The sequence below is a fragment of the Mesorhizobium sp. P2_B11 genome (assembly GCF_056404855.1).
This window is the reverse complement of sequence record NZ_JBFUDF010000011.1, coordinates 59,158-71,286: the sequence shown is the minus strand read 5'-3', so window position 1 is coordinate 71,286 and position 12,129 is coordinate 59,158. Positions and strand designations below refer to the sequence as shown.

Here is a 12,129-nt window from a genome sequence, read left to right as displayed (position 1 = left end):
GGGCGAGCTCATCATTTTCACCGTCTGGATCTCGCCATGAACAAATCCCTTACCGTTATCTTCGCCGCGATCGGCCTCGACGCCGTCGGCATAGGCCTCATCTTCCCGATCCTCCCGCGCCTCCTCGAAGAGGTGACGCACAGCCCTGACATCGCACCCTATATCGGCATCATGACCGCGCTTTATGCGCTGATGCAATTCGTCTTCGCGCCCATGCTTGGCGCCTTGAGCGACAACATCGGCAGGCGGCCCGTGCTGCTCATTTCACTCGCCGGTGCGGCCATCAACTACATCGTCATGGCCTTCGCGCCGCAGCTCTGGATGCTGTTCCTCGGCCGCGCCATCGCCGGCCTGACCGGCGCCAACGTCTCAGTTGCAATGGCCTACATCACCGACGTGTCACCTGAGGACAGGCGCGCCCGCCGCTTCGGCCTGTTCAATGCCGTGTTTGGTGCCGGCTTCATCATCGGGCCGGTTCTCGGCGGCCTGCTCGGCGACCACTGGCTGCGGCTGCCTTTCATCGCCGCCGCCGTGCTCAATGCTTGCAATCTTCTGCTGGCCTTTTTCATCCTGCCGGAGTCGCGCACGCCGGCCCGTCAGAAGATCGATCTGGCCGCGCTCAACCCGCTCGCGCCATTGCGCTGGGTCTTTTCGATGAAAGGGCTTCTGCCCATCATCCTGGTGTTCTTCATCATGAGCGCCACCGGGGAAGCCTATGGCACCTGCTGGGCGCTTTGGGGCTTCGACACCTTCCAGTGGAATGGCGTCTGGATCGGCCTTTCGCTGGGTGCCTTCGGCGTCTGCCAGACGCTGGTGCAGGCGTTCTTGCCCGGCCCTGCGGCAAAACTGCTCGGCGAACGCTGGGCCGTTGTCACCGGCATCGGCTTCGCCTGCATTGCGCTTCTCGCCATGGCTTTCGCCAACCATGGCTGGATGGTGTTCGCCATCATGCCGGTCTTCGCGCTCGCCGGCATCGGCGCGCCGGCGTTTCAGGCCTTTGCCACAAGGCAGGTCGACCCGGCTCGCCAGGGCCAGCTCCAGGGCGTGCTGGCATCGGCCGTCAGCCTCGCCTCGGTCATCGCGCCGCTTGGCTTCTCGACCCTCTATTTTGTCGTCCAGAGGCATTGGCCCGGAGCCATCTGGCTCACGGTGCTGGTCGTTTATGCCATCGCCATTCCGCTGGTCCTTCTCGGCACCCGGACCGCTCGCGCTACGCAGCCCGTGATTGCTTAGATATTTCCTCAGTAAAGTCGCTCACACTCCAGACTTCGGAGTTAAGGTATAATCACCGGATGTAACAGGGAGAGGTATCGATGAAGAACGCTTTCCTGACTGCTGTCATTGTCGAGATGACATTTCTAGGCGCGGCGACGACGGCGTCACTGGCGGATGATTTTCCCGCCTTGAACTCGAAGTGGCGCGAACAGCAACACGGGACCTGCCTGGAGATCACTCAAGTTTCGGACCCGCTTCCCGGACCGGCAGGCTGTGCTCAGATTGCCGGCCGGATAAAAGACGATCTGATGATCGGTTATGCCTGCAAAGGCGGATCGGAAATCAGCTTTTTCTCCGGGCTGCAAACCGACAATTCCATCAAGCCCGATATTTTCATCGGCCGGTACAGCCCGGAAGCCATTGTCGCCCAATATTGCACCAGGATCAGCAATGACTGGCCGCCGGAGTATGACTGCAAAAATGAAATGACGTTCAAAAGCGTCAGCAGTTGCACACCCTGAAATGCGCCGGCCGGTTGACAGACTGAAGCTTCATCCGCCGTGCAAAGTCATTGCCTGAGCGGCGGCGCGGGCGAAAGCGTCCGATCAGGATCGGCCGAATGAAAAGAGCTTAGCATCGGCATCTTCGACACCGCCGATCGCCGAGGCGACGATCTCCGAAGCGATCTGCGAGAAGGTGATGCCGTTGCCGCCGTAACCCATCACGGCATGGATGCGTGGGTGACGGGGCAGGGCGCCGATATAGGGCATGCCGGTGCTGGTTGTGCCGAATGAGCCGGTCCAGACGAATTCGGGCCTCACGTCGAGCCGCGGCAGCAAACGATGCAGCTTCTGCGCAAGACGCTGCGCCTTGTCGGCGATCAACGCGTCACGACGCGCCTCGTCGGTGAACTCCTCGTCCTCGCCGCCGCAGATGACGCGGCCATCCGCCGTTGTGCGCAGGTAGAGGTATGGATCGGATGCCTCCCAGATCAGCGCCGCGCCCGGCCAGATGTTTCTCGGCTGCGGCGCTGTCGCGATCGCCCAGGTCGAGACTACGCTGTGCGCGGTCTTCGGAATGATGTCGGTCAGTTCGTAGCCGGTGGCCAGCACCAGATGCCGCGCGGTGATCGTCGGGCCACCGCTGGTGGCGACCACGACCTGATCGCTTTTGTCCTCGATCGCCGTCGCCTGCACCGGAGCATAGAAGCGCGCCTTGCGTTGGAGCGCCTTCAGCAGCAGCCCAGCGGTGAGCTTGCGCGGGTCGAGCGCGAGATTGCCATGGCTAAGGATAGCGCCGGCGCGGTCGATGCCGAAGCTGTCGGTGAGCGCCTTGCGGGTGAGGTAGCTTGCGCCGATGCCGACTTGCCGGCGCGCCTCCGCCTCGTTGCGCAATGCAGAGCGGTCGAGCACATCGCCGGCCAGATAGAGCGAGGAAGCTGGGGTCAGGCGACAGTCGATGCCGAGTTCGGAAATTCGTCCGCTGAGGTTGGAGACTGCAAGCCGCGAGCGCCGCCATACCTGTCCGGCATCGGCCTTGCCGACCATCGTCGACAGTTTCGTCAGCGGCTGGTCCAGTTCGAACTGCACCAGGGCCGTCGTCGCCGAGGTCGACCCCAGCAACGGTCCGCGTCGGTCGATGCAGACCACTGAATGGCCGGCGGCGGTCAGCGTTTCGGCGGCCATGGCGCCGCTGATGCCCATGCCGACGATCAGCACGTCGGTCCTGACGTCGCGGGTCAGTTTCTCCGTCGGCACCGACGGCGCCCGATAGGCAAACCAGACCGGCCGGCCGCTGCGCAGGTCGAGTTTGCGTGCCACCAATGTCTCCAGACGCCGGCAAGTTGCCAACCGAGGTCTTCAAGCGAAGAGCGGCCGCCGTAGCTTTGAGCTTCCGGCGGCCGATGCCGACGCTAAATGCGTCCGAGAACGACCAGAATGATGACGATGAGCAGGACCAGCCCGAGGCCGCCGCCGCCATAGTAACCGGTGCCGTAGAACGGTCCGCCGCCGAGGCCACTGAAGCCGCCGAGCAATGCGATGATCAGGATGATGATAAGAATGGTACCCAGGCCCATAGCCGTCTCCTTGCGCTGCCGCGCCATTCACGCCGCGCGGCCTCGAAGACAGAACTCTCAACAGGCCTTCCTGTTCCCAGGCGTTGTCGCCTTGCATTCAAGCCGATTTTTTGCGTCGGCTAAGGAACGAAAGTAACGCTTCGGCGTTGGCTGCAACGACCAGAAATCACGCTCCGGCGTGCGTTGACGCACGTCGGAGCGTTGACGTTCGCTAAAGCGACGCTCGATCTTAGAGATTGGCGAACACGCTCTTCACCGCATACGCCGTCTTGGCCACCACGATGTCGGCTTCTTCCCGCGTCAGGCAAAGCGGCGGCGCGAAGCCCAGAATGTCGCCCTGCGGCATGGCGCGGCCGATGACGCCGCTTGCGGCAAGCGCTGTCGCCACCTGCGGCCCGATTTTCTGCGCGGCGTCGAAGAAGACGCGGTCGTCCTTGTCGGCAACGAACTCGACTGCCGCCAGCATGCCGTCGCCGCGCACGTCGCCGACATTTTTGTGGCCGCCGACGGCCTTGGCCAGCTCGGCGCGAAAATAGGCGCCGGTCTCACCGGCATTGGTCACCAGATCCATCTCGTCGATCAGTTCGAGATTGGCGACGCCGGCGGCAACGCAGATCGGATGCGCCGCATAGGTCCAGCCATGGCCGAGCGAGCCCAGCTTGTCCGAACCCTGCACCAGCACCTGCCAGACCTTGTCGGCGACAATGACGCCCGACAGCGGCGCATAGGCGGAGGTCAGTCCCTTGGCGATGGTGATGAGGTCCGGCTTGATGCCATAATGGTCGGAGCCGAACATGGTGCCGAGACGGCCGAAGCCAGTGACCACTTCGTCGGCGACCAGCAGCACGTCGTACTTCTTCAGCACGGCCTGGATCTTTTCCCAATAGAAGGCGGGCGGCGGCACGATGCCGCCGGTGCCCAGGATCGGCTCGCCAATGAACGCAGCGACCGTCTCGGGGCCTTCGGCCAGGATCATCTCTTCGAGCTTGTCGGCGCAATGCTGTGAGAACTGCTCCTCGCTCATCGAACGGTCGGAGCGGCGGAAATAGTAGGGCGCTTCGGTGTGCAGCACCGGTGCGCGGGGCAGGTCGAAGGCGTTGTGGAACAGGTCGAGCCCCGTCAGCGATCCCGTCATTACACCCGAGCCGTGATAGCCGCGCCAGCGCGAGATGATCTTCTTCTTCTCCGGCCGGCCCAGCACATTGTTGTAGTACCAGATCAGCTTGATGTTGGTCTCGTTGGCATCCGAACCGGAGAGGCCGAAATACACCCTCGACATGCCCTGCGGCGCGCGATCGATGATCATCTTGGCCAGTGTGATCGAGGCCTCGGTGCCGTGACCGACATAGGCATGGTAGTAGGCGAGGTTCTTCGCCTGCGTGGCGATGGCATCGGCGATCTTCTGGCGGCCATAGCCGACATTGACGCAATAGAGTCCGGCAAAGGCATCGATGCTCTTCCTGCCATTGTTGTCCCACACGGTGACGCCTTCACCGCCGGCCATGATGCGCGTCGGCGATTCACCCCGCGCGTGCGTACCCATATGGGTCGAGGGATGGAAGAAGTGGTCGCGATCCCAGGCGTTGAGTTCATTGGACTGGTCGAGCATTTCTGTGACTCCTGGCGAAGGCGCGATTTCGGCGCAGCCGGTTCGAACTGATGCGAGAATACTATCCGTGTCGGCCGGACAGAGAGGCTGTTTGGATGCCCGGCGGTAGAGAGTGTCTCTCCATTGTACTCAGTTGGCAGACAGATTCTCCGGTCTACGGCGACGCCGGGAGCAGCTCGGCTACCGGGAGCACGATTTCTTCCTTCACCGTCTTGGTGACGATGTAGGTGAAATAGCGGTCGATGCCGATCTCGCGCGCGAGCAGGCCGTCCACCAGCCGCTGATAGGCGTCGATGTCGCGCGCCATCACCTTCACGACATAGTCGACCCCGCCTCCCACCGCCCAGCAGGCGACAATCTCGGGAATGTCGCGGATGGCACGTTCGAAGCGATCGAAATCGGCCTGTCGATGGCTGGCCAGCGTCACCTCCATCAGCACCGTGGCAACCGGTGCCACGGTCCGCATCGCGACCCGCGCGTGGTAACCCGAGACGATGCCGGCTTTCTCGAGCTTGCGCAGCCGCATCCAGCATGGCGTCGGCGACAGGCCGACCTTGTCGGCCAGCGCCAGCTTGGTGATGCGTCCGTCGCGCTGGATGGCGTCGAGGATCTTGATGTCGATCGGGTCAAGTTTGGCGGATGGCATAAGGGCCTACTTTTGTCGGCATCACCATGACGGCGCGCGATTTCCATTGTCAATTGCGCCGACTTATCCGACTTTCAGGGCACGGCCTGCGGCACATCGACCTGAACGCGGCGGTAGGCGGCGGGCGTGACGCCGAGCTTGCGCTGGAAGGCGCGCCGGAAGGTGTCGACGTCTGAAAAGCCGCACTGGTCGGCGACGAGTTTTGGCGCCGCACCCGTCTCCAGCAGGCGCTGTGCCGCCTCCACGCGGATCGCCTCGACCCAGGCCGAAGGTGTGATGCCGACCTCCTGGCGAAACAGCCGGGCGAAGTGGCGCGGGCTCATGCCGGCGCGCCCGGCAAGCTGGTCGACGCCATGTTCTTCTCCCGGATTGGCGATCACCCAGCGCTGCACCTGCTGCAGCGCCGAGCGCCCGGTCGGGCTGCCGGCGCCCCTGCGGCTGTACTGAAGCTGGCCGCCGTTGCGGCGAAAATACATGACCAGTTGCGCCGCAACGCGGCGCGCGACATCGGCGCCGAGATCCTCCTCGACCAGCGCCAGCGCCAGATCGAGCCCGGCGGTCACTCCGGCTGCGGTGCGGATCTTGCCGTCGCGGACGTGGATGGCGTCGACATCGAGCATCACCTCGGGAAAGCGTTCGGCGAGCCGGCCGGCGACGGCCCAATGGGTGGTGGCGCGGCGACCATCGAGCAATCCGGCCTCGGCCAGCAGGAAGGCGCCGGTGCACACCGATCCATAGCGCCGGGCAGCGGTGCTGGCGGTGCGCAGCCAGTCGAGGATAGGTGCGCCGCTCGTGGTCTGCTCCAGATGCGGCGCGCCCGCCACCAGCAGCGTGTGGAAGCGCGGCATGCCGGCCTGTCCGATCACGAAATCTGGCAACAGCCTTGCCCCCGAGGAGCAGCTTACCGGGCCGTCAACCCTTGCGACGATTGAGATCGCATAGGCTTGCCGGCCTGCCTGCAGATTGGCTTCGGCAAAGACGTCGAGCGGTCCGGAAACATCGAGCAACTGCGCGCCGTCCATGGCGAGGATGCCGATCCGCATGGCCATCAGTCCATTCCTTCAACGTGGCCGCCAGGTCCGCTTTGTCAGTGATTTGGCAGAAATCATCGTGACTAAACAATTCCTGCCATAGCCGACAAAGCCTAGTTTGTCATCTCCCACCAACAGGAGACGACATCCATGGCCACCATTCCCGACGGCGCCGCCATCCCCGACAGCAAGCTGGCACGCGCCATCACCACCTTCATCCGCGACACCGAAACCGAACTGCTCTTCAACCATTCGAGCCGCGTCTATCATTTCGGCGCGCTGGCCGGCGTGCATCGGGGGCTCACATTCGATCGCGAATTGCTCTATGCGGGCGCAATGTTCCATGACCTCGGCCTGATGCCGGGCCACAGCAGCGCGCATGAGCGTTTCGAGGTCGACGGCGCGCACGCCGCGCGCGACTTTCTGCGCAGCCACGGCATTCCCGAAGAAGACGCCTATACGGTCTGGACCGCGATCGCGCTGCACACCACGCCGGGCGTGCCGGTGCATATGCATCCGGTGGTGGCGCTGGTGACCGCCGGCGTCGAGATGGACGTGCTCGGCCTCACCCACAAGGAGTATTCCGACGTCGAGCGCGACAGCGTGGTGCAAGCCTTTCCAAGAACGCCTGGTTTCAAGGAGGATATCATCCAGGCCTTCTACGACGGCATCAAGCACAAGCCCGACACCACCTTCGGCAACGTCAAAGCCGATGTGATCGCCGACAAGGAACCGCATTTCCATCGCGGCAATTTCTGCTCGGTGATCCGCAATTCAGCCTGGCGCTAACGGCGGCAGTCAGGCCGGCAGTTCACGTCGCCTTGCCGGCCGGCGCGGCTGTGTCTTCTTCGGCAATGTCGTCGAACGAGGCGTAGTTCATGTTGTAGAGCCGCGCGTAGAGACCCTTGGCTGCCATCAGCTGGTCGTGATTGCCGCTTTCGACGATCTCGCCGTTTTGCAGCACGATGATGCGGTCGGCGCCGCGGATGGTCGCCAGTCGGTGGGCGATGACCAGCCCGGTGCGGCCTTCCAGCAGCGTGACCAGCGCCTTCTGGATCAGCATCTCGGTGTAGGAATCGATGCTGGCCGTAGCCTCGTCGAGCACAAGGATCTTGGCGTCCGCCACCAGCGCGCGGGCAAAGCTGATCAGCTGGCGCTGGCCGAGCGAAAGATTGCCGCCGCGCTGCTCGAGCTCGGTGTCGTAGCCGTCGGGCAGATGCTCGATGAAGTCGTGCGCACCGACGGCCTGTGCCGCGCGCACCACTTCGTCGCGGGTGGCCCCCGTCTTGTGGTAGCGGATGTTTTCCAGCACCGTTCCCGAAAACAGGAACGGCTCCTGCAGCACCATGGCAACCTGGTCGCCGAGCGAGTCCTGCGTCACGTCGCGGACATCGTGGCCGCCGACCAGCACCTCGCCTTTCCACACATCGTAGAAGCGGTGCACCAGCGCCATGCAGCTCGACTTGCCCGAACCGGTCGGGCCGACCAGCGCAACCGTCTCGCCCGGATTGACGCGGAACGAGACGTTTTTCAGCACCGGCTGGTTCTGCCGGTAGCCGAAGGTGACGCTCCTGAATTCGACCGAGCCGTCCATGTCGCGCGTCAGCGCAACCGCGTCTTGCCTGTCGCTGACGTCGACCGGCACGTCCAGCACCTCGGAGATGCGCTGGCCCGAGGCCATGGCGCGCTGCATGACTGAGTATTGCATGGTGAGCGAGCGGATCGGATCGAAGAAGCGCTGGATGTAGAACAGGAACGCCACCATGACGCCGATGTCGAGGCTGTGCGACAGCACCATCGAGCCACCGACGACAATGACCGTCGCCATGGCGATGCCGGTCAGCGTATCGACGATCGGCACCATCACCTGCGCGTACTTTGCCGAGGTCAGATGCGTCCTCAGATTGGCCAGCACTTTCTCGTCATAGAGGTCGAAATTGACGTGCTGGCGCTCCAGGCTCTGCACCGTGCGCACGCCATGGATGCCTTCGGCGAGCGCCCCGTTGGCGATCGAATTGGTTTCATGCGCGGCCATGAAGGCGACCTTGGCGCGCGGCAGCCAGAACAGGCGCACGATGAACAGCGCCGGCATGGTCGACAGCGTCAGCAGGCCGAGGCGGAAATCGAGCCACAAAAGAACGGTGACGATGCCGAACAACAGCACGATGTCGCCAACCGACATCACCGAGGTCTCGAGGAACTCCTGCATCGAATTGACGTCGCCCTGCAGGCGCGACATCAGCCGTCCCACTTCGGTCTTGTCCATGAAGCTCAATGAGACGCGCTGCAGATGGCTGAACATGGCGCGGCGCAGATCCGACAGCACATTTTCGGCCACCTTGCCGACGACGCTTTCCTGCACATAGCTGGCGCCATAGTTGATCAGGATGATCAACGCGAAGGTGCCGATCGCCCAGTTCATCACCGAGCGGTCGGCCTTGCCTGCGGCCATGCCGTGGTCGATGGCGTAGCGGATGACCAGCGGGATCGCCAGCTGCGTCAGCGTGAACACCAGCACCGCGGCGACCGAGATGAAGATCCGGCCCTGATACGGTTTCACAAAGCTCCAGATGCGGCGCACGATGCGCGGATCGTAGGCCTTGCCGAAGACCTCTTCCTCGTCGCGATGCGAGCCGACGACGGCCTTTGTCGGCCGGCCGCTGGTGTCTTCCTTCTCGTCGTCGTTCTGTGTCGACATCATGCAGCTCCCACGGCCACCGGCAGGTCGTCGTCCGGCCGCAGTTGCAGGTCGTAGAGCGCGCGATAGCGTCCACCGAGCGCCAGCAGTTCCTGATGCGTGCCGCGCTCGGCGATGCGGCCGTTCTCGACGAACAGGATCTGGTCGGCATGCATCAGCGAGCTCAGCCGGTGCGAGATGATCAGCGTCACCCGGTCTTTGGCGAAGCGCTTCATGGCGGTACGGATCCGCTGCTCGGTGCCGGCGTCGACGGCCGCGGTGGAATCGTCGAACACCAGAACCGTAGGCCGCAGCATCAGGGTGCGGGCGATGGTCAGGCGCTGCCGCTGGCCACCGGAGAGCGAGGCGCCACGCTCGCCGACGACGGTGGTGTAGCCGGCCGGAAGGCCGATGATGTAATTGTGCAGTTGGGCATACTCGGCGGCCTGGCCGATGCGCGTCTCGCGCGCCCACGGATTGCCATAGGCGATGTTGTTTTCGATCGAGGTGGTGAACAGGAACGCGTCCTGCTGCACGACGCCGACCGCCTTGCGCAGCGACTGCAGGGTCACCTTACGGATATCCTGCCCGTCGATCGTGATCGCGCCCGACGTCACGTCATAGAAGCGCGGGATCAGATGCGCGATGGTCGACTTGCCACTGCCCGGCGGACCGACAATGCCGACGGTTTCGCCCGACCTGGCCTCGAAGGAAATGCCCGACAGCGCCGCCCGCCCGCCCGCACCCGCATAGCGGAAGCTGACATTGTCGAAGCGCAGCACGCCGTCAGTGACGACGAGGTCCTTGGCGCCGGGCGCATCCTGGATGTCGAGTTCGGCGTCGAGCAGTTCGAACAGCCTGGTGCCGCAGGTGGACGCCCGGGCGAACGAGTTGACCATCAGGCCGAGCTGGCGCACCGGCATCTGCAGGATGGTCATGAAGGTGAGGAACTGCGCCAGCGTGCCGACGCTGATCTCGCCCGCAATCACCTTCTGGCCGCCGAACCAGAGCACCAGGCCCATGGCCGCCAGGAAGGAGAAATTCATGGCGCTGGTGTTGGAGACGCGGATGTCGACGCGCTCATTGGCGAGTTCCAGCGCCGAAAGCTTGGCGCGGTCGAACTTGGCGAGCTCGTGCAGCTGCGCGGCGAAGGCGCGCACGACGCGGATGCCGCCGAGATTCTCGTCCATCACCCGGCTCAGCACCGACAGCCGCTCCTGCAGCGTCAGCCAGGTGCTGCGCAGCCTGAGCTGGGTGACCGAGGAGCGCCAGGCGACGAACGGCACGAAACTCAGGCTCAAGAGCCCGAGCTCGAGATCGGTGCTGATCAGCAGGTACGAGCCGACGCCGATCAGCACGCCGAGCAGCACGACGCGCAGTATGCCGGTGGAAAAGAACATGCGCACGCCGTCGAGGTCGAGCAGGCCGAGCGTGATCAGGTCGCCGGTGTGCACCCTGTCATGGAAGGAAAAACTCAGCCGCTGGATCTTCTCGTAGAAGGCGAGCCGCAGCTCATAGCCGGTGCGGTGACCGACGGCCTCGCCATAATAGTTCTGCGCCATGGTGAACAGGCCGCGCAGGATGCTGACGACGAGCAGCGTGATCGCCGTGGTCCACAGCGCCTGTTCCGCCGCTGCACCGCCGCCGGCTTGCATCACGCCTTGCGCCTGGTCGATGGCGTGGCCGAGCAGGCGCGGGATGAACAGCTGCAGCGTCGCGGCGATAAAGGTCGAGACGATGGTGATCGCCACCTGCCACGGGTGGCGCAGCGTCATGCGCACGATGCGCAGCAGCGTGCTGAGGCCCTTGCCCCAGGAAGCCTCCGCCACATGGGCAAATGATTTGCCGCGCTTGGCCGCGCCGCTGGTTGCATCCGTATTCAAGGAAAAATATCCAACCCGATCCGGACATTAGCCCGGACGAATGAAAGCAGACTCAGTTTCAGATGCCGCGATGGTACGCCTCCATTTTGACCATTCAAGGGCCAATGACGGCATCGCACTGTGCCTGAGGGGTGGCGCATGACCATATCAGCTGAGGCTAAGATTGCAGGTTTGGCTTATGGCGCATTACGAGGGCTTGTCCCGCACGATCAGCCCGCCATCCAGCCGCCATCCACCATCAGATTGATGCCGGTGATGTAGCTTGCCATGTCGCTGGCAAGGAACAGCGCGGCACCCGCCACATCGTTCGGTGTACCGAGCCGCGGCCAGGGCGTGCGGCTGTGTGAATAGGCGAGCGCGTCGGGGTCGTTGGCGACGCCCGGCTTGCCCGTGATGATCTTGCCCGGCGCAATCGCATTGCAGACGATCAAATCGTCGGCATGGTCGACAGCGATCTGCCGCGTCATCTGCACGATCGCGCCCTTGCTCACCGAATAGGGAAAATCGCCGGGGCAGGCGACCATGCCATGCTGCGAGGAAATGTTGATGATGCGGCCGCGAACCTCGTTGACCGGCGCCTGGGTCAGCATCTGTATGACGCCGCGCTTCGAGCAGTGGAAGAAGCCGGTCAGATTGACGCCGATCACGCGGTTCCATTGTTCAGGTGTGGTCTCGACCAGATTGGTGCTGGTGTAGATGGCCGCATTGTTGACCATTACGTCGAGCCGACCGAACCGCGCCACCGTCGCGCCGACCAGTGCATCGACCGCATTCCAATCCGAAATGTCGGTCGCGACATGCATCGCCGTCCCGCCGCTCGACTGGATCAGGGCGACGGTGCTCTCGCCGCCCTCGATCGGCAGTTCGACGGTGTCGGCAATGACGATGGCTGCGCCTTCGGCCGCGAACTTCAGGGCGATGGCACGGCCGATGCCGGAGCTTCCTCCGGTGACGATCGCAACCTTGTTATCGAGCAGGGGCATTTCTTTTC

11 protein-coding genes are annotated in these 12,129 nt (G+C 63.6%); 3 read left to right on the top strand and 8 right to left on the bottom strand.

Translation table 11 applies throughout. The annotated features are described in order from the left end of the window. Nucleotides 1-36 precede the first annotated feature (36 nt). Together AC1DYJ_RS29000 and AC1DYJ_RS28995 are read left to right on the top strand one after the other, a co-directional pair. Nucleotides 37-1,233 (top strand): TCR/Tet family MFS transporter, encoded by a 1,197-nt coding sequence (locus tag AC1DYJ_RS29000; RefSeq protein ID WP_477287403.1) that lies wholly within the window; start codon nt 37-39, stop codon nt 1,231-1,233. Between the two features lie 80 nt (nt 1,234-1,313). After that, nucleotides 1,314-1,736 carry a hypothetical protein gene (locus AC1DYJ_RS28995; RefSeq protein ID WP_477287401.1) on the top strand — a complete coding sequence of 141 codons (423 nt, stop codon included), beginning with the start codon at nt 1,314-1,316 and terminating at the stop codon, nt 1,734-1,736. Between the two features lie 84 nt (nt 1,737-1,820). Here AC1DYJ_RS28995 and AC1DYJ_RS28990 read toward each other — a convergent pair whose 3' ends face one another. The 5 genes from AC1DYJ_RS28990 to AC1DYJ_RS28970 all read right to left on the bottom strand — a co-directional run bounded on the left by AC1DYJ_RS28990 (nt 1,821) and on the right by AC1DYJ_RS28970 (nt 6,596). Further along, nucleotides 1,821-3,035 carry an NAD(P)/FAD-dependent oxidoreductase gene (locus tag AC1DYJ_RS28990; RefSeq protein ID WP_477287399.1) on the bottom strand — a complete coding sequence of 405 codons (1,215 nt, stop codon included), beginning with the start codon at nt 3,033-3,035 and terminating at the stop codon, nt 1,821-1,823. A gap of 92 nt (nt 3,036-3,127) precedes the next feature. Next, nucleotides 3,128-3,292 (bottom strand): DUF3309 family protein, encoded by a 165-nt coding sequence (locus AC1DYJ_RS28985; RefSeq protein ID WP_112566134.1) that lies wholly within the window; start codon nt 3,290-3,292, stop codon nt 3,128-3,130. Between the two features lie 229 nt (nt 3,293-3,521). Further along, on the bottom strand, nt 3,522-4,901 hold the full coding sequence (locus tag AC1DYJ_RS28980) for an aminotransferase (protein ID WP_477287397.1): 1,380 nt from the start codon (nt 4,899-4,901) through the stop codon (nt 3,522-3,524). A gap of 154 nt (nt 4,902-5,055) precedes the next feature. Then, a complete protein-coding gene (locus AC1DYJ_RS28975) occupies nt 5,056-5,547 on the bottom strand; it encodes an Lrp/AsnC family transcriptional regulator (RefSeq protein ID WP_477287395.1) in 492 nt (163 codons plus the stop codon). A gap of 74 nt (nt 5,548-5,621) precedes the next feature. Further along, complete coding sequence (locus tag AC1DYJ_RS28970) at nt 5,622-6,596, bottom strand: GlxA family transcriptional regulator (protein ID WP_477287393.1); 975 nt, start codon at nt 6,594-6,596, stop codon at nt 5,622-5,624. 132 nt (nt 6,597-6,728) lie between these two features. Between AC1DYJ_RS28970 and AC1DYJ_RS28965 the strand changes: the two genes are divergently transcribed. Continuing rightward, a complete protein-coding gene (locus AC1DYJ_RS28965) occupies nt 6,729-7,367 on the top strand; it encodes an HD domain-containing protein (RefSeq protein WP_477287392.1) in 639 nt (212 codons plus the stop codon). 22 nt (nt 7,368-7,389) lie between these two features. On the opposite strand, the gene AC1DYJ_RS28960 is transcribed toward AC1DYJ_RS28965, so the two are convergent. The 3 genes from AC1DYJ_RS28960 to AC1DYJ_RS28950 form a co-directional block, all read right to left on the bottom strand. Next, on the bottom strand, nt 7,390-9,276 hold the full coding sequence (locus AC1DYJ_RS28960) for an ABC transporter ATP-binding protein (RefSeq protein ID WP_477287390.1): 1,887 nt from the start codon (nt 9,274-9,276) through the stop codon (nt 7,390-7,392). Continuing rightward, complete coding sequence (locus AC1DYJ_RS28955) at nt 9,276-11,138, bottom strand: ABC transporter ATP-binding protein (RefSeq protein ID WP_477287387.1); 1,863 nt, start codon at nt 11,136-11,138, stop codon at nt 9,276-9,278. The genes AC1DYJ_RS28960 and AC1DYJ_RS28955 overlap by 1 nt, the downstream gene beginning before the upstream one ends. A gap of 209 nt (nt 11,139-11,347) precedes the next feature. Beyond that, nucleotides 11,348-12,121 carry an SDR family NAD(P)-dependent oxidoreductase gene (locus AC1DYJ_RS28950; RefSeq protein ID WP_477287385.1) on the bottom strand — a complete coding sequence of 258 codons (774 nt, stop codon included), beginning with the start codon at nt 12,119-12,121 and terminating at the stop codon, nt 11,348-11,350. Nucleotides 12,122-12,129 lie beyond the last annotated feature (8 nt).